Raw genomic sequence first — 21,227 nt, 5'->3', positions numbered from 1 at the left:
TCAATCACTCTGCAGCCCCACCATGGCTGCGGATTCCTGAAACTCGCGAAGCGGATGCGCCTGCGGCAGCCACGGGCTGGCAAAAAACGCTTCGGCCATCCCGGGCTTCACGTCCTCGATGCGTGCCGGGTTCCACTTCGGCTGGTAATCCTTGTCGACGGCCAGCGCGCGAATGCCTTCGACCGTCTCGCTCGCTGCACCCGGCCGCAGATGAAAGCAGTGGTGCACCATGTCACGCTCCATGCGCAGATCATCCGCCAGTGTCATGCTGCGGGCCCGGCGGATTTGCTCCAGCGTCACATGCAGCATCAGCGGTGAGCGCTTGCGCAAAGTGGCGGCCGTCTTGATGGCCCAGGAATCCGTCGAGGCCTCCAGTGCATCGACGATGTGTTTTACCCGCAATAACGAGAAATAGGCATCAATTTCGCTTGTCGTCCAGATAGTACGGTTACTGTCAGCTATTAATTCAGTAGCAATCCATTGCTCGACCTGTGCACTGGAGTCAAATGCCTGAGTGGCCAGGGACTCCCAGAGGCTTGGCAACCTGGCCGCGTCAAACTTGACGTCCGCCAGGCCGTAGCCAATCGCTGCATCCGCGCCAATCACGTCACCCGTCAAGGCCAGGTATTCACCGACATGGCCCGGGCAACGACTCAGAAAGTAGCCGCCCCCGACGTCTGGAAACAGGCCGATGTTGGTCTCGGGCATGGCTATTTTGGTGTGTTCGGTGACAATGCGGACGCTTGCACCCTGGCTGATTCCCATGCCGCCGCCCATCACCACGCCGTCCATGAACGCAATATAAGGTTTGGGATAGGTCTGGGCCAGCTGGTTGAGGGTGTATTCCTCGGTAAAAAAATCGTCCAGCGCTGAATCATTGGCCAAAGCCGCCTGATGGAAAAAGCGGATATCGCCACCGGCGCAAAAGCCGCCAAAGAAGCTTTCAGGCGTTCCTGGACGGCCAGTTTTGTTGGTGCCGCGAATAGCCACAGCAAGAACGGCCGGATCATCGCGCCATGCGCGCAGCGTGACCAGCAGCTCACGTACCATCGGCAATGACAGCGCGTTGAGCGCCTTGGGCCGGTTCAGGGTAATCAGCCCGACGTCGCCGCGACACTCCATCAGGATATCGCCGCTCTTCTTTTCAGTTGTAGCCATCGTCATTTCAGTTGTCATGCTCTTTGTTTCCATCCAATCAATTCGTTGACGACCAGCGCACCAATGACCAGCGCACCACCGGCCAGCACGCTGGCGCCAGGCACCTCATTTGCGCCAAACCATGCCAGCAGAATGCCAAAAATCACTTCAAGCAAGGCCAGAAGGGCCACCTCGGGTGCCTTGAGAACACCGGCGCAGCGTACCGCCAGCACACAGGGGATGGCCAGCTGAACCAGCCCGAGCAGGGCCAGCAGGCCCACGTCATGCGGCGTAGCCGAAAAAGGAAAAGCCAGCGGCAAGGTGGCGAGCGAGGAAATCACCGCACCAACCAGTACGGCGGGCACCAGGTCGATGCTTTTGCCATGGCTGCGGCTGTGTTGCACCACTGTCCAGTTGCAGGCGCCTGCGATCGGAACCATCAGCGCCACCAGCGTCCCTTCGAGCTGGCTGCCCAGCTCCATTTGCCCACCATACATCCAGGCGATACCGGCGCTGGCGACCGCAATGGCCAACCAGGTACGTGGCGGAATCCGGTGGCCAATAAAGACATGTGCCAGCAAGGCGGTGACGAAGGGTCCGATCGCCATCGTCACCAGGACATTTGCCACGGTCGTGAGGGTGAGCGCTACCATGAAGGCGGTAAACATCACACTCCAGCAAACGCCTGACAGCCAAAACACAAAGCCGCCTTTGCGAATACCCGAAAAAACCGCCCTGCCCTGAAAAAAAGGCAGGATGAACAACAGAGAAACGACGGTGAAAAAGCTTCTCCAGAACGTCACTTCAAAGCTGCGAGCCACCTCAAGCTGCCGGGTCACGACACCGGCGATCGACCACATCAGGGTAATGAGAACCATCAGTGCAACAGCACGGGAATGCGTGAGCTTCATGAAACCCCCTGTCAATTACAGGCATCTGCAAACGAGAAAAGGGCCACTGGGTTGCAGTGGCCCTTTGGAAAGCCTTTCGGCCTGACGCGCATGGCGTGGGGGCGAGGAAAGGCTACTGCGCCAAGCCACCCCAAGTCATGCCCGCCGCCCTTGGTAAGGCAGCGCAGTAAGCAAAGCGGCGGGCGTGGGGTCAAGTCAGCGGCCAGCGCGCTTGCGCTCGCTTTCCGTCAGGTGGCGCTTGCGCAGACGGATCGATTTAGGCGTGATTTCGACCAGCTCGTCGTCCTCGATGAATTCCACGCCGTATTCCAGCGTCAATTCGATCGGTGGGGTAATCTTGATCGCGTCTTCCTTGCCGCTGACGCGAAAGTTGGTCAGTTGCTTGGTGCGGGTGGCGTTGACCACCAGATCGTTGTCACGGCTGTGGATGCCGACAATCATGCCTTCGGACACCGGGTCGTTGGCCCTGACGAACATGCGGCCGCGGTCGTCCAGCTTGCCAAGCGCGTAGGTGAAAATTTCACCCGCGTCCATGGAAACCAGTACGCCGTTTTTACGGCCACCGATGTCGCCTTTGTGCGGCTCGTAACTGTCGAAGATGTTGGAGATCAGACCTGAACCGCGCGTCAGGTTCAGGAATTCATTGGTAAAACCGATCAGGCCACGCGCCGGGATGCGGTACTCCAGGCGCACGCGGCCGCGTCCGTCCGGGTCCATGCTGCTCAGGTCGCCCTTGCGTTCGCCCAAAGCCTGCATCACGCCGCCCTGGTGCTGTTCCTCGATATCGACGGTAACGAGTTCGATCGGTTCGTGACGCACGCCGTCTACATCTTTCATGACGACGCGTGGCTTGGACACTGCCAGTTCGTAGCCTTCGCGACGCATGTTTTCCAGCAAAATCGTCAGGTGCAGTTCGCCGCGGCCCATGACCTCGAAGATACCCTCTTCAGCGGTTTCCTTGACGCGCAGGGCCACGTTGTGTTGCAGTTCCTTTTGCAGGCGGTCCCAGATCTGGCGGCTGGTGACGTACTTGCCCTCACGGCCGGCCAGCGGGCTGGTGTTCACGCAGAAATTCATCGTCAGGGTCGGCTCATCGACTTTGAGCATGGGCAGCGGTGCCGGATTGACCGGGTCGGTGATCGTCACGCCAATGCCGATGTCAGTCAGGCCGTTGATCAGGACAATCTCGCCCGGACCCGCTTCCGTGGTCTGCACGCGTTCCAGTCCCTGGAAGGTCAACACCTGGTTGATACGCCCTTTGACGGCCTTGCCGTCGGGGCCCTCCATCACTACCACGTCCATCATCGGCCTGATGGTTCCGGCGCTGATGCGGCCGACGCCAATTTTCCCCACGAAGGTCGAAAAGTCCAGCGCCGAAATCTGCAGTTGCAGCGGCGCTGCCGGATCGCCCTTTTGGGCCGGCACATGCTGGAGCACGGTATTGAACAGGGCCGACATGTCGGGGCCCCACTGTTCATTCGGCGCGCCCTCTTCCATGGATGTCCAGCCGTTGATGCCGGAGGCGTAAACCACAGGAAAATCGAGCTGTTCATCAGTGGCGCCAAGCTTGTCGAACAGGTCGAAAGCCGCGTTGACCACCCAATCGGGCCGCGCACCGGGCTTGTCCACCTTGTTTACCACCAGGATCGGCTTGAGGCCCAGGGCCAGCGCCTTCTTGGTCACAAAGCGCGTCTGTGGCATGGGGCCTTCCTGCGCGTCGATCAGCAGCACCACGCCGTCGACCATGGACAGGGCGCGTTCCACTTCGCCACCGAAGTCGGCGTGGCCGGGCGTGTCAACGATGTTGATGTGCGTGCCTTCCCAGGTCACGGCGCAGTTCTTGGCCAGAATCGTAATGCCACGCTCTTTTTCAATGGCGTTGTTGTCCATCACCGTGTCGACAACTTTCTCGTGCTCGGCAAAGGTGCCGGACTGACGCAGCAATTGGTCGACCATGGTGGTCTTGCCATGATCGACGTGGGCGATGATGGCGATGTTACGGATCTGTTTTTGACTCATGGTTCGCTTTCTGGAGACTTGAAACGGGTACGGGGTTAGTGTTGAAAAGAGACAGCTCCGTTGCCCGATGGCATGACTGCGGAACTTGGCGTAGAAATCTGGGCCGCTTGCAGGATGTCCTGTATTTCAAGAGGACTGAGCAAGCGCTGGGGAATCAATTCGTCTGCAGTGACGTGGGCCGAGCCCAGGAACGCAACGGGTGCCGTGCCGTAAACCTGCACCATCGGCGCATCGGCGCCCCACTGGCCAGCATGGCCCCGACGTCGCAGACCGCTCAAAAAACGTCCTGCATTATCGGCGTCCAATGTGACAGAGGGACAGGCTGCCACCAGCGATTGCGGCGGTAGCAGGCAGGCTTCACGTTCGGCTTCGGTCATTGCCTCCAGCGCCGACAGCGTCACACATTGCGCAGCCACAAAACCGCCGGTTTCGATTCGGCGCAAAGAACCCAGGTGCGCACCGCAACCCAGGGCCTCGCCGATGTCTTCGCCCAACGTCCTGATGTAGGTGCCCTTGCTGCAGCTCACTATGATTTTAATAGCTGCCTGTGTCCGTGACACATGGACCAGAAGCATATCCAGCTTGAAAATGGTGATGCGGCGCGCTTCCCGCTCGACTTCCTGGCCCTTGCGCGCGTATTCGTAAAGCGCCTTACCATTTTTTTTAAGCGCCGAGTACATGGGCGGTATTTGCGCCAGCGGGCCGGTGAAGCGCAGCGTCATGGCCTGCAGGAGTTCGGGCGTGATTTCGGGCACGGGTCGCGTTTCGATCACCTCACCTTCAGCGTCAGCGGTCGTGGTTTTCTGGCCCAGCAGCAGCACCGCCTCATAGGTCTTGTCCGCTTCCAGCTGAAGCTGGCTGAATTTGGTTGCTGCGCCAAAGCACAGCGGCAAAATGCCAGTGGCCAGCGGGTCGAGCGTGCCGGTATGTCCGGCCTTGTCAGCGCGCAGCAGCCATTTGGCTTTTTGCAAGGCCTGATTACTCGACAGACCCAGCGGCTTGTCAAGCAGCAGCACGCCATGCACGGGACGTCGCTGAATCTTTTGGCGATGAAGAATTGGTTGCGTCATAAATTCCGACAGGCTCAGCGCGCGGGCTGGCCCGGCGCTTCGTTGGCACCGTTGTCCCTGAACCTGTCAAAGGGAAACGGTGCGAACTCAGTCGTCCTGCGCGCGCGAAGAAACCGCCTTGGCAATCAAGGCATTCAAATCAGCTGCGCGTTCGGTGGTGCGGTCGAAGTGAAAATGCAGTGTTGGCACGGTATGCGTCATCAGGCGCTTGAACAGGCCGTTGCGCAAAAAGCCGGCAGCCTGATTGAGCGCCTCTTCACACTCTTTCGGATCACCAACCAATACGCTGAAAAAAACCTTGGCATGCGCATAGTCAGGCGTGACTTCAACCGCCTGCACCGTCACCATGCCGACACGCGGGTCTTTCAGCTCGCGGGCAATCAGATCCGTCAGATCCCGCTGGATCTGGTCGGCAACCCGAAAGGCGCGATTGGGAGTGGATGATTTTTTACGCATGAAATAAAAGGGGCTGAAATGGCGGTCCGGCGTTGAAATGGGCAGTTTGCCAGGCTGAAGGGTCTGGCAAACCGCCGCTTTCTTTACAAGGTCCGTGCAACTTCCTTGATTTCGAAGAATTCGAGAATATCGCCCACCTGGATGTCGTTGTAGTTCTTGATGTTCAAGCCGCAATCAAAACCTTCCTTGACTTCCCGCGCATCGTCCTTGAAACGCTTGAGCGAGTCGAGTTCACCGGTAAAGATAACCACGTTTTCGCGCAGCAGACGGAGTTTGGCGGTGCGGCGGACCACACCTGCGGTAACCATACAGCCGGCAATCGAGCCGATCTTGCTGACCTTGAAGACCTGGCGAATCTCGGCATTGCCGATGATTTCTTCCTTCTTGTCTGGCGTGAGCATGCCGGACATGGCGGCCTTGAGTTCGTCCACCGCGTCATAAATGATGTTGTAGTAACGAATGTCGATGCCGTTGTTCTCGGCCTGCTTGCGCGCCTGGGCATCAGCACGGGTGTTGAACCCGATCAGCACCGCCTTGGAGGCAATCGCCAGATTCACGTCGGACTCGGAAATGCCACCCACACCAGAGTACACCAGCTGAACCTTGACTTCGTCGGTCGAAAGCTTGAGCAGCGACTGCGCCAGCGCTTCCTGTGAACCCTGCACGTCGGCCTTGATGATGATGGGCAACATCTTGACTTCGCCGGCGGACAGGTCGGAAAACATGTTCTCCAGTTTGGACGCCTGCTGCTTGGCCAGCTTGGTATTGCGAAACTTGCCGGCGCGGTAGGTGGCGATTTCACGGACGCGACGTTCGTCGGTCATCACCATGAATTCGTCACCGGCTTGCGGAACTTCCGTCAGACCCTGGATTTCCACCGGAATCGAAGGCCCCGCGGTCTTGATGGTCTTGCCGTTTTCATCGAGCATTGCGCGAACGCGGCCATAGGTCGAACCGGCCAGCACCACGTCGCCGGCTTTCAGCGTACCGGACTGCACCAGCACCGTAGCCACCGGACCGCGGCCCTTGTCCAGGCGGGCTTCAATCACCAAGCCCTTGGCCATGGCATCAACCGGCGCCTTCAGCTCCAGAACTTCGGCTTGCAGCAGCACTTGCTCAAGCAGATCGTCAATACCTGCACCGGTGCGCGCCGAGACGGGGACGAACGGTGAATCACCGCCGAATTCTTCCGGCACAACGCCTTCAGTGACCAGCTCACCCTTGACTCGTTCGAGGTTCGCATCGGGCTTGTCGATTTTATTGATCGCCACGACGATGGGAACGCCGGCCGCGCGGGCATGCTTGATCGCCTCCTTCGTCTGCGGCATCACGCCGTCATCGGCCGCCACGACCAGAACCACGATGTCGGTGGCCTGGGCGCCTCGGGCACGCATGGCGGTAAACGCCTCGTGGCCCGGAGTATCGAGAAACGAGACCATGCCGCGCGGGGTTTGCACATGGTAGGCACCAATGTGCTGGGTAATGCCGCCAGCTTCACCGGAGGCCACCTTGGCACGACGAATGTAGTCGAGGAGCGAGGTTTTACCGTGGTCGACGTGACCCATGACCGTCACCACAGGCGCACGGGACAGGGACTCGGCCTGCTGGCCTTGTTCATCATCGTCAGTGAACGCTTCCGGATCGTCGAGCGCCGCAGTCAGCGCCGTATGGCCCATTTCCTCCACCACAATCATGGCGGTATCCTGGTCCAGCGGCTGGTTGATGGTGACCATCTGGCCGAGCTTCATCAAATGCTTGATGACCTCGGACGACTTGATGCTCATCTTGTGGGCCAGTTCGGAAACCGTGATGGTTTCAGGTACATGGACCTCAATCATCTTGAATTCAGTGGGTGCGACGAAATTTGACTCGGGACGTGCTTCGCGACCGGAACTGCGGCGGCCGCGTGGGCCGCTACGGAAATTGCCACGGCCAGGAACCACCGGAGCACCACGGCTCGGGATGCCCTTTTTCTTGGCTGCGTCGTCCTTCCAGGTGGAAGACAGGTTTTCTGACTTGACTTCCTTTTTGCCTGCAGCGCCGGCCACCGTCGCGGCAACCGGGGCGCCAGCTTTGGCCGCACCCGGGACAACGGCCGGCTTGTGCAACGTACCCTTCATGGCGACCTTCGGATCAACATGAGGTACCAGCACCCGTTTTGGCGCGGACAACATGGCACGAATGCCGGCGGCTTCTGCTTCCGCTCTGCGGCGGCGGTCCTGCAGATCCTGTGCCTTGGCGGCATCCGCCTGGAATTCAGCCGTTGCCTTGGCTTTGGCCGCAGCCTGTGCAGTGGCCGCCTCGGCGGCCTTCGCTGCCTGCATCGTGGCTGCCTCAGCCGCCTTGCTGGTTTGTTCCGCAGCAACCGTCTCAGCAGCCTTGCTGGCCTGGGCAGTCACGGTCGCGGCAGGCTTGATGATTTTGCCAATGCTCGGCTTGACTTTTTTCGCGGCCTCCGCGGCCAGAGCAGCAGCATCGGCCTCGGCCTTCTGGGCAGCAGCTTCGCGGTCGCGCTCAAGCGCTGCTTCCCTGGCGTCCTGCTCCTCACGCAAGCGGCGCTTTTCGGCCAGCTCTTCTTCCTGGCGGCGCAGCAGTTCAGCGTGACGGTTGGCCTCTTCTTCCCGGCGCACCAGTTCGGCGTCTTCGGCTGCCTGAGCTTGAGCCTGAGCTTGGGGCGCAGCGACCAGTTCTGGCTGAACTTCTTCCGCAGGCACGTCAGACCCGTCTTCGCGCCTGACAAAAGTACGCTTTTTACGAACCTCGACCTGGATGGTGCGGGCCTTGCCCGTGGCGTCGGCCTGTTTGATCTCGGTGGTGGATTTCTTCACCAGCGTGATTTTTTTACGCTCAGCCGCGACAGTGCCATGGCTGGCATGCAGATAGCCAAGCAACTTTTGCTTGTCGGCCTCTGACAGAGGATCACCGGCCTGCGTCTTGACAACGCCTGCGCTGGTCAATTGCTCGATCAGGGTAGCGGGTGATTTATTCAATTCAGCTGCGAATTCAGCGACGGTAGTAATACTGGACATATTTGGTTTTCCTGACTGGCCTCCATGATCACTGCTCGGGAACCGCTGCAGGTGCAGCGGTCTCGCCAGCGTCATTGGCAAACCAATGGGCGCGGGCAGTCATGATCAGGGCTTTGGCTTCGTCCGCAGACTGGCCGGTGATTTCGGTAAGTTCATCCACGGCCAGATCGGCCAGATCGTCACGGGTTTTGATACCCGATTCAAGGAGTTTGGCAGCCAGCTCGGGGCTGAGGCCTTCAACGTCGCGCAGGTTTTGCGAAACGCCGCCGGCATTTTCTTCCCTGGCAATTTCCATCGTCAGGAGAGCATCTTTGGCGCGTGTCCGCAGCTCATTGACGGTGTCTTCATCAAAGGTCTCAATTTCCAGCATTTCCTGCAGCGGCACATAAGCCACTTCTTCCAGGCTGGTAAAGCCTTCGGAAATAAGGATATCGGCAATTTCCTCGTCCACATCGAGCTTTTCCATGAAAAGCTTGCGGCTGGCATCGGTTTCCGTCGCCTGTTTCTCGGCCGATTCATTGGCATCCATGATGTTGATCTTCCAGCCGGTCAGCTCGGACGCCAGGCGTACGTTCTGGCCTCCACGGCCAATTGCAATGGCAAGGTTTTCCTCATCCACCACCACGTCCATGGCGTGACGCTCTTCGTCCACCACGATGGACGAGACGTTGGCAGGCGCCAGCGCACCAATCACAAATTGCGCCGGGTCTTCGCTCCAGAGCACGATATCGACACGTTCGCCAGCCAGTTCGTTGGTCACGCCGTTGACGCGGGTGCCGCGAACGCCGACACAAGTGCCGATCGGATCCACGCGCTTGTCATGCGACAGCACCGCAATCTTGGCGCGCGAGCCGGCGTCACGGGCGCAGGATTTGATTTCCAGCAGGCCCTGTTCGATCTCGGGGACTTCCTGGCGGAACAGCTCGATCATATATTCGGGCGCGGTACGCGAGAGGATGATGGGAGCGCCACGCAGTGTGGTGTCCACTTCCATGATCATGGCCCGGACGCGGTCGCCAGAGCGCAGGTTTTCCTTCGGAATCATGTCGCCGCGACGCAGACGCCCCTCGACGCGGCCGGACTCAACAATCAGGTCGCCTTTGTCCATGCGTTTGACGGTACCGACAAAAATTTTGTCGCCGCGAGACATGAAGTCGTTGAGCAGCATCTCGCGCTCGGCGTCGCGAATTTTTTGCAAAATGACCTGCTTGGCTGCTTGCGCGCCAATCCGGCCAATCGGCAGGCTTTCGACCGGCTTTTCAATAAAGTCGCCTTCTTCGATGTCGGAGATTTCGTCCCTGGCGTCGCTTACCAGCTCTTCACCTTCGGGGTTTTGCAGGCCTGCCTCGTCAGCAACCACCAGCCAGCGACGGAAGGTTTCGTAATTGCCGCTGTCACGGTCCACCGCAACACGAATGTCCACGCCGTCCGCATACACCTTCTTAGTGGCCGAGGCGAGCGCGAGCTCCACAGCGCCAAAGACGACGTCACGTTCAACGTTTTTTTCACGCGAGATGGCATCAACCAACATCAACAGTTCGCGATTCATTTCACAAGCCTGCCTTTCTAATTTATTTCTCTATCGGTCTATCGACAACAGATTTGGGTTTACGCCCCTTGAAATCAACCACAGGCGCCAGACGCGCCTGGTGAATCTCATCCAGCGTAAAGCCCAACGCCTGAAGCGGTGCAGGGATTTTGTTTTTGCTGACTTTCTGACCGGGCTTGATCGCAGGCTCATCGCTCCACACAATTTGCCACCCCGCCTTGCCATCCAAGGGCTCGGCCCGCTCCAGCGTGCCACGAAATTTCTTGCGGCTGGCCGACACCGTCGAACCGGCGCTGGCCGCCACACCAATCGGTGCCTTGAGCGTGATGTCAATCAGCTCGCCGGAAAACCGCTCAAAATCTTTTTCACTGCGCAAAGGCCGGTCAATGCCCGGAGAACTGACTTCAAGCCGCGCGTATTCGGCGCCTTCGACTTCGAGCACAAACTGCAATTGTCGCGTGACTTTTTCACAGTCTTCCGCATTGATGAACTGCTCTCCGCCCGCAACCGCCCCGGCCAGTGCAGTCACGCAGGGCATGTCGATCGTGACACGCAGCAACCCGCCAGCGGTGCGTTCAACGTCCACGAGGTCGTAACCCAGCCCGGTTACTGTTTGCTCAATCGTCTCTTGCAAAGCCATTCAGTCTTTTATTCCTTGTTTTTTTGCCCGTCTGCAAAAACAAACGCCCAAAAAAAATGGGCGGTGCAAACCCGCCCATTTGGTCGTGAAGCTAGCATTGTAACGCGCCGTGTGCCGCATTGCAAAAATTTCGGTGCCCGACAGACCTGTATCCCCTGGTAAATTGATTTTAAATCTGTAAAAACTCAGTTGCAAGCCACCAGAATTTTTGTGTAGGGATGGCGCGGCGAGTCCAGCACCTCGGCCACCGTGCCCGACTCCACAATTTCGCCGTCCTTCATCACCATGACATCGTGGGCCATGGCACGAATCACATCCATGTCATGCGTGATCAAAAGATAACTCAAGCCGCGTTCGCGCTGGAGCCGCTGCAGCAGCGCCAACACCTGCTTTTGAATGGTCACGTCAAGCGCGCTGGTGGGCTCGTCCAGCACCAGCAGGCCTGGATTAATGATGAGAACGCGCGCAATCGCCAGGCGCTGTCGCTGCCCGCCCGAAAACTCATGTGGATAGCGCTGCAGCAGGCCCGGAAACTGGGCTTCGCTCATGCCGACATCGGCCAGCGATTGTTCGACGCGTAGCCTTCTTTCGCCCTGATTCAACGCGGGCTCATGCACCAACAAGCCTTCCTCCACCATTGCTTCGACCGTCATGCGGGGCGACAGCGAGGAAAACGGGTCCTGAAACACCACCTGCACGGCACGGCGCATGCCTATGTTGCGGCTGGCCTGCCTGCTCCAGGATTGGCCGGCCGCCTGCAATTGTCCGGAAAAGGGGATCAGCCCCAAACTGGCGAGCGCCAGCGTTGTTTTGCCCGAACCCGATTCGCCGACAACCCCCAATGTCCTGGCCGGTTCAATCGCAAAGCTGGCGTCCCTGACGGCGACAAACTCGGCACTTTTAAACCAGCCAGCCAGGCCGGGAATGGCCACAGGATAGGCTACGCGCAGATGACTGGCCCGCATCAGTGATGCTGCGCCGGCAGCGCCAGCCGCGGTCTCGACCACGTCGCGCGCGGGCTTGCTGTCAATCAATTTGCGGGTGTAGGGGTGTTGCGGCCGGGCAAACACATCCGCGACCGCGCCCTGCTCGACGATATGGCCGTTTTCCATGACGGCAACCCGGTCGGCAAAGCGGCGCACCAGGTTGAGGTCGTGCGTGATGAGGATCACGGCCATACCGTTGCGCCGCTGCAAATCGCTGAGCAAATCCAGAATCTGCACGCGCAGCGTCACGTCCAGCGCGGTGGTCGGCTCGTCAGCCAGCAGGAGCTTGGGCTGGCAGGCCAGCGCCATGGCAATCATGGCCCGCTGGCGCTGCCCGCCTGACAGCTGATGGGGAAAGGACTTCGCCCGCCGCTCAGGCTCGGCAATGCCGGTACTTGCTAGCAATTGAATAGCTGCTTGTACCGATTCTTGCTGGACTACACCCTGTTTTAGCTGCAAAACTTCGGCAATTTGCTCGCCCACACTGAACAAGGGGTTCAGCGCGGTCATGGGCTCCTGAAAAATCATGGCGATGTCCCGGCCCCGGATACCGCGCAATGTGCTTTCGGGCATGGACAGCAGATCGCCTGCGCCGCCCGGGGCATCAAACAACGCCTGGCCGCCAATCTCGGCGTTTTGAACCAGCCGCAGCAAACTCAGTGCGGTCACCGTCTTGCCCGATCCGGACTCGCCCACCAGAGCCAGCTTTTCTCCGGGTGCAATGGAAAAGTTAATGCCGCGGACGACTACTTTGCCGCCAAAAGACACCCGCAGGTTCTTCACCGCCAGCAGCGACAAAGATGCGGGTTCCGCAGGCAGGCCACCGGCGGGTGGAACGACCACGCTTGGAGGCAGCGCGGTTTGCGAAGCGACAAGTACAGGCGTCATACAAGTTCCGCCACCAGGTCGCCCGCAAGCGGTGCAGCCCTTTTGCGGGGCAGCGTAGCAGGAGAAGCGACAAGCGTGGGGGTCATGTCTCCAACTTTCGGGGATCCAGCGCATCGCGCAACGCGTCGCCCATGAAAGTCAGCAGCAGCAAGGTGGTGACCAGCACGGCAAAGGTTGACAGTGAAATCCACCAGGCGTCGATATTGGCTTTGCCCTGACTCAGCAACTCGCCCAGGGACGGCGTTCCAGGCGGCACGCCCAGGCCGAGAAAATCGAGCGAGGTCAGCGCCAGAATCGCCGCGCTCATGCGAAACGGCAAAAAAGTCACTACGGGTGTCAGGCTGTTGGGCAAAATATGCCGCCACATGATCTGCAGATTGCTCACCCCCAGCGCTTTGGCGGCCCGCACATAGTCCATCTGGCGGTTGCGCAAAAACTCGGCACGCACATAGTCCGAAAGCCCCATCCAGCCAAACAGGCTGAGCAGCAGCAGCAGCAGCGCCACGCTCGGCGCGAAAATGGCGCTGAAAATAATCAGCAGATACAGCTCGGGCATGGAGCCCCAGATTTCCATGAAACGCTGCGCGATCAAATCGGTTTTTCCGCCCGCGTAGCCTTGAATGGCACCGGCAATCACCCCCATCACCACGCCCAGCACCGTCAGCGCCAGGCCGAACAGCACACTCAGGCGAAAGCCGTAAATCAGTTGCGCCAGCAAGTCACGCCCCCGATCGTCGGTGCCAAACAGGTTGTCACGGGAAGGCGCCGACGGATTCGGGTCTTTGGCGAAATAGTTGATGGTGCGCGGGCCATACGGATTGGGCGGATAGACCGCCCAGTTGCCGTTCAAGTTGAGTTTGCCCCTGATGAAAGGATCGAGGTAGTCGGTGGGCGTGTCAAAGTCGCCGTCAAAAGTTTTTTCGGAGTAGTCTTTCAGTAACGGAAAGTAAAGCTCGCCCCTGTAGCTCACGACCAGCGGCTTGTCGTTTGACAGCAGCTCGGCAAAGAGGCTTAACACCACCAACAGACAAAATAGCACCAGGCTGAAAAATCCCAGCTTGTTACGCCTGAAACGCTGCCACGCCCGTTTTGACGGTGATAGAGACCGGAGTGCTGTAGGGGCTGGGTGAGAGGCGGTGGCTTGTACCGCCCGCATAGGGTCAGCCAAGGCCTGGCCAGCCCCCCCGCGGGGCAGCGAGGTTTCGTCCGTGCGAAGGGCGGCGGTCTCGTCTTTAATCGAATTTGACACGCGGATCGACCCATACATAACAAAGATCGCTGATCAGCTTGGTCAACAAGCCAATCAGCGTAAATAAATAAAGCGTTCCCAGCACCACCGGATAATCGCGCCGGATCACGCTTTCATAACTGAGCAAACCCAGGCCGTCGAGCGAAAAGAGGGTTTCTATCAGCAGCGAGCCGGTAAAAAATGCGCCGATAAACGCCGCCGGAAATCCAGTGATGATGGGAATCAGTGCATTGCGAAACACATGCTTCCAAAGCACCTGCCGCTCGCTTAAGCCCTTGGCGCGGGCTGTCAGCACATACTGCTTGCGAATTTCCTCGAGAAACGAGTTCTTGGTCAGCACGGCTGTGACGGCAAAACTGCCCAGCACCATGGCAATGATGGGCAACGTTATGTGCCAGAGGTAGTCGGTGATGCGCGCCCCCCAGCCCAGCGCTTCCCAGTTGGCCGAGGTCAGTCCGCGCAGCGGAAACCATTGCAACTGCCCGCCAAACACCACCAGCAGCGCCACGCCCAGCACAAAGCCCGGAATCGCATAGCCCGCCAGCACGACCAGCGTGGTGACAAAGTCAAAGCGCGATCCGGCCCGGACCGCCTTGGCCACGCCCAGCGGCACGGCAATCAGGTAACTGATGAAAAAAGTCCAGAGCCCGAGACTGACCGAAACCGGCAGCTTTTCCTTGACCAGTTGCCAGACATCCTTGTGCTGATAAAAGCTGTTGCCCAGATCAAAGCGAGCGAAGCGCCCCAGCATCTGGAAAAACCGCTCATGCACCGGTTTGTCAAAACCATAAAGCACCTTGATTTCTTCGATGCGTTCGGCATCCACGCCCTGCCGTCCCCGGTAACCCGCCCCGGCTGATGCAGACCGCTCACCGCCCGAATCGCGCCCCTGCAGCTGTGCCACCATCTGCTCCACCGGTCCGCCAGGCACGAACTGCACCATGGCAAAGGTCAACAGCAGCACCCCAAGCAAGGTTGGAATCATCAGCAGAAGGCGCTTGAGAATGTAGCTGGCCATGGTCAAACCTTCCGTTTCGATAATAGGGAGGCAGGCCGCAGCGCAGGGCCGTCCCAAGCAAGGCCCGCCCCCTCGTGAGGCAGCGCAGGACACGAAGTGACAAGCGTGGAGGTCATTTGCTCCACCAAGTGCTCATGGCCCAAGTGTCTGGCTGGTAATACGGGGGAATGGTGGCCGGCAGAACGAAACGGCTTGGCCGGTAGCCAATAAAAAATTCGTCGCCGTAATACTGGGGCACCGAGTAATAACCGTTGGTCAGCACCCGGTCGAGCGCCCGCATGGCTGCACTGAGCTCGGGCCGGGTTCTGGCAGTCACGATCTTTTGCAGCAACGCGTCGACCGCCGGATCGGCAAGCCCCCAGACATTGGAGGAACCCGGCGTTGCCGCGGCTCTGGAGCCAAACAATTCCAACAGTTCTCCACCCGGTGCCGTGGAACCGGGCAGACGCAGGGTCGTGACATCAAAATCAAAGGCGTCCAACTTCTGCTTGCTCAATGAGAAATCGACAATGCGGTAAGTCATGGTGATGCCCAGCTTTTCCAATGCCTTCTGGAACGGCCCGACGATTCGCACCAGCGAGGGCTGATCGTTCAAAAACTCCATTGTGAAAGCTTCGCCCTGGGCATTGCGCAGCGCGCCGTCGCGGTATGTCCAGCCAGCCTCACGCAGCAATGCCTGGGCCTGCCGCAGATTGGCGCGCAGACTGCCGGGTGGTGTCGTGCTCGGCGACAGCGGTACGGGACCGAACACGGCGGATTTCAGCTTGCCGCGCAGGGGTTCGAGCAGTGCCATTTCATCTGGCTTGGGCAAGCCCTCGGCATGAAACTCGCTATTGGGAAAATAACCATTGACGCGCTTGTAAAGGCCGTAAAACAGTTGACGGTTCATCCACTCGAAATCCAGCGCCAGGCCAATTGCCTGGCGTACCCGCGCATCCTGAAATTTGGCGCGGCGCAGGTTAAATACATAGCCCTGAAAGTCGCCAGGGTTGCGGTTTTCGAACGCGCGCTTGAGCAGCTCGCCCGAGCTGAACTGTTTGCCGGTGTACTGGCGCGCCCAGTTGCGCGATATGAACTCGCGCAGGAAGTCATACTCTCCCGCTTTCAGCCCCTCGAAGCGCGAGGTTTCATCGAGATAAATCTTGAAGCTGATGCGGTCAAAATTGAACTGCCCCCTGCGGCTGGGCAGCGCGGCGGCCCAATAGTCCGGGTCACGCGCATAGGTGATGTCGCGTCCCATCGCCGGACTGGCCACCTTGTACGGTCCCGAACCTACGGGAATTTCAGACACGATCTTGTCAAAGGACTTGACTTGGCCGTCGGCTTTACCCCCTTCCCTCCCCCAGGCCCGGCTGAACACCGGCATGCCGCCGACAACCAGCGGCAGTTCGGGGTTGGGCGTCAGAAAATCAAAGCGCACCACCCGCTCGGACAACACGGTGACGGCTTTTACCTCGGCGTAAATTGTGCGGTATTGCGGCGCGGCGAATTTGCTGGTGAGTTGGCTGTAGGAATGCAGCACATCGGCCGCCAGCACAGGCGCACCATTGTGGAAACGCGCCTTGTCGTTGAGGTGAAAAGTCGCCGAGAGCCTGTCGGCAGCGACGGTGACATCGTCGGCCAGCAGTCCGTAGGCGGTGGTCGGCTCTTCCAGGTTCCCGGTCAGCAGGCTTTCAATCAACAAAATGCCCAAGCCATAAGGCGCAGTCCCGCGCAGGGTAAAGGGATTGAACTTGTCAAAATTGGTGGGCCGGGTCGGCGGCACCATGCGGATCTCGCCGCCTTTGGGGGCAGCTGGGTTCACATACTCGAAATGCGTAAAGCCGGCCGGATATTTGATATCACCAAACTGGGCATAAGCATGAGCGGCCCAGCTTGCCGGGGTAAAACACGCCCACCAGACCATCATCAAAGCTCGAAAAAAAGGCAAATCCCGCATGCGACAATTCTGCACTACTTAAACTGGCAAATTTTTGCGCTTAACGGATTAAGCCGCAAGCCGCTGCAAGGCTGCTTGCCGGATCACACGCACACACTGGAGCACATAAATGGGTTTTCTCGCTGGCAAAAAATTGTTGATCACGGGCGTTTTGTCCAAGCGGTCCATTGCCTACGGCATTGCCGAGGCCTGCCATGCACAGGGTGCCGAACTGGCCTTCAGCTACGTGGGTGAACGTTTCAGGGACCGGATCACCGAATTCGCCGCGGACTTCAACTCCAGCCTGATTTTTGACTGCGACGTCGGCTCCGACGAGCAGATTGACAAGCTGTTTGCCGACTTGGCGCAAACCTGGCCGACATTCGACGGTTTTGTCCACAGCATCGGTTACGCGCCGCGCGAGGCGATTGCCGGCGACTTTCTGGATGGCTTGTCGCGCGAAAACTTCAGGATTGCCCATGAGATCAGCGCTTACAGCTTTCCGGCCATGACCAAGGCCGCCCTGCCCTACCTCAATCCCAAGTCAGCCGTGTTGACGCTCACTTACCTGGGCGCCGAGCGTATCATTCCACACTACAACACCATGGGCCTAGCCAAGGCCAGCCTGGAATCGTCGGTGCGCTACCTCGCGGAATCACTGGGGCCCAGAGGCATGCGCGTTAACGGTCTGAGCGCTGGTCCGATCAAAACGCTGGCGGCCAGTGGCATCAAGGATTTTGGCAAGCTGCTGGGCATGGTGGCAGCGGCCTCGCCCATGCGCCGCAATGTGACGATTGAAGATGTAGGCAATGTGGCTGCATTTTTGTTGAGCGATCTGGCTTCGGGCGTGACGGCTGAAATCACTTTTGTGGACTGCGGCTTCAACAGCACGGCCGGCGCCAGCCGCGACAGCGAATCAGTCGCCTGATTTGAGGCTGAAAGCGCCTCAGGTCCAGGCTTTACGGCTATAGTTCGCTATATTTATAATAGCATAAAGAAATAATCCAAGATGCTCCGACGTTCATTTCTGTCCCTGATCGGCCTGGGTCTTGCAGGGTCGCCGCTGCTCGCAGTGGCCGCCGCGCCGGTGGCGCTTTCACGCACACCGCCCTCGTTGATGCTGGCTAATGTGTATCGCCCTGGCATCGGTCTTGCAGACTACTGGGTCAGTGAAAAATACGATGGTGTGCGCGGCTACTGGGACGGCGAGGCGCTATGGACCCGTGGTGGTGAGCGCGTAGCGGCGCCCGCCTGGTTCACGGCAGCCTTGCCCAAAGTGCCGATGGATGGCGAGCTTTGGGCCGGCCGCGGCCAGTTCGCCAAGGCTGTTTCCACTGTGCGCCAGCAAACGCCCGACGATGCAGCCTGGCGAGCCATGCGCTTCATGGTTTTTGACCTGCCCGCACAAGGCGGACCCTTCACCGAGCGGATTCCGGTGCTGAATGGCCTGGTAAGCCAGATTGACCAGCCCTGGGTGCAAGCGGTGACGCAATCTAAGCTGGCCAGCCATCAGGCTCTGCAGGCCATGCTGGCTAAAACTGTAAAAAATGGTGGCGAGGGCTTGATGCTGCATCGGGGTGCTTCCCTGTACAAGGGGCAGCGCACGGACGACTTGCTCAAGTTCAAAACCCATGAGGACGCCGAGGCCCGGGTCATCGCGCAACTTCCGGGCAAGGGCAAATACGAGGGCAAGCTGGGCGCGTTGCTGGTTGAAATGCCTGCGCTTGAGGGCATGCCAGCCCAGCGTTTCAAACTGGGTACCGGTTTCACTGACGCCCAGCGGCAAAATCCACCAATCGTGGGAACCACTGTTACTTACCGGTTCAGAGGCTTGAATGACAGCGGCATCCCGCGCTTTGCCAGCTTCATGCGGGTACGCGAAGATTAAGCTTCTCGACGGCCGGCCCTGACACCCGGCCTGCCTGCTATTTCCTGACGCAGTCCGCGTAGTAACGGATTTTCCCTTTGGCATCCTCCTGTGCCACGAGGCCGTGGATGTCCGTCTCGAATCCCGGGCACTGCGAGTTGAATTCGCGCGAAAACTTAAGGTAATCGACGATCTTCCGATTAAAGACCTCGCCCGGAATCAGCAATGGAATACCCGGCGGGTAAGGCGTCACCAGTCCAACCGTAATCCGGCCTTCCAGATGATCGATTTCAACCCGCTCCGTCGTGCGGTGGGCAATATGCGCAAACGCATCGCTGGGCTTCATGGCCGGTGTCAGGTCGCTCAAATACACGTCGGTCGTCAAGCGGGCAATATCGTACTTCGCATAGAGGGCGTGAATGTGCTGGCACAAATCGGCCAGGCCCATGCGCTCATATTTCGGAAACTTCTGGCAAAACTCAGGCAGGATGCGCCACATGGGCTGGTTTTTGTCGTAATCGTCCTTGAATTGCTGCAGCGCCGTCAGCAGCGTGTTCCAGCGGCCCTTGGTAATACCGATGGTGAACAGGATAAAAAAGCTGTAAAGGCCGGTTTTTTCGACAATCACGCCATGCTCGGCCAGAAATTTGGTCACGATGCTGGCCGGAATGCCGGTTTTGGCGAACTTGCCGTTCAGGTCCAGACCCGGCGTGACGTTGGTCGACTTGATTGGGTCCAGCATGTTGAAGCCGGTTGCCATCTGGCCAAATCCATGCCAGTTGTTGGCACCGTTTTTTGCTGTTTTGGCGCTGCGCGACTCGCCCTTGATAATCCAGTCCTTGGCAAGACCAATGCCCTCTTCCACCAGCTTTTCCGGTCCCCAGACCTTGAACCACCAGTCGGTTTCGTATTCTTCGGCAATCTTGCGCATGGCGCGACGAAAATCGAGCGACTCGACAATGCTTTCCTCGACTAGCGCCGTGCCGCCAGGCGGCTCCATCATGGCGGCGGCTACGTCACAGCTGGCAATGATGCTGTATTGCGGCGAGGTTGACGTGTGCATCAGGTAGGCCTCGTTAAAGAGATGCCTGTCAAGCTTGGTATTTTGCGAATCCTGCACCAGCACTTGGCTGGCCTGGCTGATACCGGCCAGCAGTTTGTGAATCGACTGCGTGGCATACACCACCGCATGCTTGGGGCGGATGCGGTTCTTGCCCATCGAGTGGTAAGTGCCGTAAAACGGATGAAAGGCCGCGTGCGGCAGCCAGGCTTCATCAAAATGCAGGTTATCGATGTAGCCGTCCAGCATGCCCTTGATGGTTTCGGTGTTGTACATGACGCCGTCGTAAGTGGACTGCGTGAGCGTCAGCACCCGGGGTTTGACCGTGGCGGCATCCACATCTTTGAGCAGCGGATTTGCCGCGATTTTGGCGCGTATGGTGTCAGGTTCGAATTCGCTTTGCGGAATCGGACCGATGATGCCGAAATGGTTGCGCGTCGGCTTGAGAAACACCGGAATCGAGCCGGTCATGATGATCGCATGCAGGATGGATTTATGGCAGTTGCGGTCAACCACCACCACATCGCCCGGCGCCACGGTGTGGTGCCACACCATCTTGTTGCTGGTCGATGTGCCGTTGGTGACGAAAAAACAATGATCTGCATTGAAGATGCGCGCGGCGTTGCGCTCGGACGCCGCCACCGGTCCGGTGTGGTCCAGCAACTGGCCGAGTTCTTCCACCGCATTGCAGACGTCGGCACGCAGCATGTTCTCGCCGTAGAACTGGTGGTACATCTGGCCCACAGGGCTTTTCAGGAAGGCGACGCCGCCCGAGTGACCCGGGCAGTGCCATGAGTAAGAACCGTCTTCTGCGTAGTCGAGCAGCGCCTTGAAAAACGGCGGCTGTACGCCTTCGAGGTAGCTTTTGGCCTCGCGAATGATGTGCCGGGCCACAAACTCGGGGGTGTCTTCAAACATGTGAATGAAGCCATGGAGCTCGCGCAGGATATCGTTGGGAATATGGCGCGAGGTCTTGGTTTCCCCATAAACATAAATCGGTACGTCAAGATTCTTGCGACGCACTTCTTCGATGAAGTTGCGCAGATTCAAAACCGCCGGGTCCAGATCGGGACCCGGCGTGAATTCTTCATCGTCAATCGACAAAATAAAGGCGCTGGCGCGGCTTTGCTGTTGCGCAAACTGCGACAGATCGTTATAGCCGGTGACGCCCAACACCTCAAATCCTTCGCTTTCTATGGCTTGCGCCAGCGCGCGAATACCCAGTCCCGAAGTATTTTCAGAGCGGAAGTCTTCATCAATGATGACGATTGGAAAACGGAATTTCATGGCGTGTGCAGATGTTCATGGGTGCCCTGAACCTGTCGGAGGGCATGGAAAAACGCGCATTGGGCATAGACAGGTTGAGCCCGAACGGTTGGAGTGAGGAAAACTTGGTATCAGCCGGATCGGGTCACGCCGCCGCCGGAATC

At 58.8% G+C, this 21,227-nt stretch carries 15 protein-coding genes; 2 read left to right on the top strand and 13 right to left on the bottom strand.

What is annotated here, in order from left to right; all coding sequences use genetic code 11:
- The 12 genes from HHJ19_RS03280 to HHJ19_RS03225 form a co-directional block, all read right to left on the bottom strand.
- Positions 1-1,158 carry an enoyl-CoA hydratase/isomerase family protein gene (locus HHJ19_RS03280; protein WP_296904034.1) on the bottom strand — a complete coding sequence of 386 codons (1,158 nt, stop codon included), beginning with the start codon at positions 1,156-1,158 and terminating at the stop codon, positions 1-3.
- A 14-nt stretch (positions 1,159-1,172) separates the two neighbouring features.
- On the bottom strand, positions 1,173-2,048 hold the full coding sequence (locus tag HHJ19_RS03275) for a DMT family transporter (RefSeq protein WP_296904014.1): 876 nt from the start codon (positions 2,046-2,048) through the stop codon (positions 1,173-1,175).
- 195 nt (positions 2,049-2,243) lie between these two features.
- Positions 2,244-4,067 (bottom strand): translational GTPase TypA, encoded by a 1,824-nt coding sequence (gene typA, locus HHJ19_RS03270; RefSeq protein ID WP_296904013.1) that lies wholly within the window; start codon positions 4,065-4,067, stop codon positions 2,244-2,246.
- Positions 4,068-4,102: 35 nt separating this feature from the next.
- Entirely contained in the window at positions 4,103-5,137 is a 1,035-nt protein-coding gene (truB, locus tag HHJ19_RS03265) for a tRNA pseudouridine(55) synthase TruB (RefSeq protein ID WP_296904011.1), read from the bottom strand.
- 87 nt (positions 5,138-5,224) lie between these two features.
- Complete coding sequence (gene rbfA, locus HHJ19_RS03260; RefSeq protein WP_296904010.1) at positions 5,225-5,593, bottom strand: 30S ribosome-binding factor RbfA; 369 nt, start codon at positions 5,591-5,593, stop codon at positions 5,225-5,227.
- Positions 5,594-5,676: 83 nt separating this feature from the next.
- Complete coding sequence (infB, locus tag HHJ19_RS03255) at positions 5,677-8,622, bottom strand: translation initiation factor IF-2 (protein ID WP_296904008.1); 2,946 nt, start codon at positions 8,620-8,622, stop codon at positions 5,677-5,679.
- Positions 8,623-8,650: 28 nt separating this feature from the next.
- Positions 8,651-10,171, bottom strand: coding sequence for a transcription termination factor NusA (gene nusA / locus HHJ19_RS03250; protein WP_296904006.1), 1,521 nt, complete (start codon positions 10,169-10,171; stop codon positions 8,651-8,653).
- Between the two features lie 22 nt (positions 10,172-10,193).
- The gene (gene rimP / locus HHJ19_RS03245; protein WP_296904005.1) at positions 10,194-10,811 is read right to left on the bottom strand and encodes a ribosome maturation factor RimP; all 618 of its coding nucleotides are present in this window, start codon (positions 10,809-10,811) and stop codon (positions 10,194-10,196) included.
- A gap of 185 nt (positions 10,812-10,996) precedes the next feature.
- Entirely contained in the window at positions 10,997-12,685 is a 1,689-nt protein-coding gene (locus HHJ19_RS03240) for an ABC transporter ATP-binding protein (RefSeq protein WP_296904003.1), read from the bottom strand.
- A gap of 82 nt (positions 12,686-12,767) precedes the next feature.
- Positions 12,768-13,841, bottom strand: a complete 1,074-nt coding sequence (locus tag HHJ19_RS03235; protein WP_296904033.1) for an ABC transporter permease — start codon at positions 13,839-13,841, stop codon at positions 12,768-12,770.
- 76 nt (positions 13,842-13,917) lie between these two features.
- Positions 13,918-14,952, bottom strand: a complete 1,035-nt coding sequence (gene yejB, locus HHJ19_RS03230; protein WP_296904001.1) for a microcin C ABC transporter permease YejB — start codon at positions 14,950-14,952, stop codon at positions 13,918-13,920.
- A 112-nt stretch (positions 14,953-15,064) separates the two neighbouring features.
- Positions 15,065-16,891 carry an extracellular solute-binding protein gene (locus HHJ19_RS03225; protein ID WP_296904000.1) on the bottom strand — a complete coding sequence of 609 codons (1,827 nt, stop codon included), beginning with the start codon at positions 16,889-16,891 and terminating at the stop codon, positions 15,065-15,067.
- Between the two features lie 109 nt (positions 16,892-17,000).
- Between HHJ19_RS03225 and fabI the strand changes: the two genes are divergently transcribed.
- Together fabI and HHJ19_RS03215 are read left to right on the top strand one after the other, a co-directional pair.
- Positions 17,001-17,798, top strand: coding sequence for an enoyl-ACP reductase FabI (gene fabI, locus HHJ19_RS03220; protein WP_296903998.1), 798 nt, complete (start codon positions 17,001-17,003; stop codon positions 17,796-17,798).
- A gap of 81 nt (positions 17,799-17,879) precedes the next feature.
- Positions 17,880-18,758 (top strand): DNA ligase, encoded by an 879-nt coding sequence (locus tag HHJ19_RS03215; protein ID WP_296903997.1) that lies wholly within the window; start codon positions 17,880-17,882, stop codon positions 18,756-18,758.
- A gap of 37 nt (positions 18,759-18,795) precedes the next feature.
- Here HHJ19_RS03215 and HHJ19_RS03210 read toward each other — a convergent pair whose 3' ends face one another.
- Positions 18,796-21,084, bottom strand: a complete 2,289-nt coding sequence (locus tag HHJ19_RS03210) for an arginine/lysine/ornithine decarboxylase (protein ID WP_296903995.1) — start codon at positions 21,082-21,084, stop codon at positions 18,796-18,798.
- Positions 21,085-21,227: the final 143 nt, after the last annotated feature.

The organism is Polaromonas sp. (assembly GCF_012927415.1).
Lineage (GTDB): Bacteria > Pseudomonadota > Gammaproteobacteria > Burkholderiales > Burkholderiaceae_C > Polaromonas.
The sequence above is the reverse complement of the archived record's forward strand: the minus strand, read 5'-3'. Positions and strand labels throughout refer to the sequence as shown.

Bases quoted from the DNA above. Each gene is read 5' to 3' on its own strand.
- truB (WP_296904011.1), bottom strand. From the start codon at position 5,137: ATGACGCAACCAATTCTTCATCGCCAAAAGATTCAGCGACGTCCCGTG.
- HHJ19_RS03235 (WP_296904033.1), bottom strand. From the start codon at position 13,841: ATGCGGGCGGTACAAGCCACCGCCTCTCACCCAGCCCCTACAGCACTC.
- rimP (WP_296904005.1), bottom strand. From the start codon at position 10,811: ATGGCTTTGCAAGAGACGATTGAGCAAACAGTAACCGGGCTGGGTTAC.
- HHJ19_RS03280 (WP_296904034.1), bottom strand. From the start codon at position 1,158: ATGGCTACAACTGAAAAGAAGAGCGGCGATATCCTGATGGAGTGTCGC.
- HHJ19_RS03210 (WP_296903995.1), bottom strand. From the start codon at position 21,084: ATGAAATTCCGTTTTCCAATCGTCATCATTGATGAAGACTTCCGCTCT.
- HHJ19_RS03240 (WP_296904003.1), bottom strand. From the start codon at position 12,685: ATGACGCCTGTACTTGTCGCTTCGCAAACCGCGCTGCCTCCAAGCGTG.
- rbfA (WP_296904010.1), bottom strand. From the start codon at position 5,593: ATGCGTAAAAAATCATCCACTCCCAATCGCGCCTTTCGGGTTGCCGAC.
- HHJ19_RS03225 (WP_296904000.1), bottom strand. From the start codon at position 16,891: ATGCGGGATTTGCCTTTTTTTCGAGCTTTGATGATGGTCTGGTGGGCG.
- nusA (WP_296904006.1), bottom strand. From the start codon at position 10,171: ATGAATCGCGAACTGTTGATGTTGGTTGATGCCATCTCGCGTGAAAAA.
- HHJ19_RS03275 (WP_296904014.1), bottom strand. From the start codon at position 2,048: ATGAAGCTCACGCATTCCCGTGCTGTTGCACTGATGGTTCTCATTACC.
- typA (WP_296904013.1), bottom strand. From the start codon at position 4,067: ATGAGTCAAAAACAGATCCGTAACATCGCCATCATCGCCCACGTCGAT.
- yejB (WP_296904001.1), bottom strand. From the start codon at position 14,952: ATGGCCAGCTACATTCTCAAGCGCCTTCTGCTGATGATTCCAACCTTG.
- HHJ19_RS03215 (WP_296903997.1), top strand. From the start codon at position 17,880: ATGCTCCGACGTTCATTTCTGTCCCTGATCGGCCTGGGTCTTGCAGGG.
- infB (WP_296904008.1), bottom strand. From the start codon at position 8,622: ATGTCCAGTATTACTACCGTCGCTGAATTCGCAGCTGAATTGAATAAA.
- fabI (WP_296903998.1), top strand. From the start codon at position 17,001: ATGGGTTTTCTCGCTGGCAAAAAATTGTTGATCACGGGCGTTTTGTCC.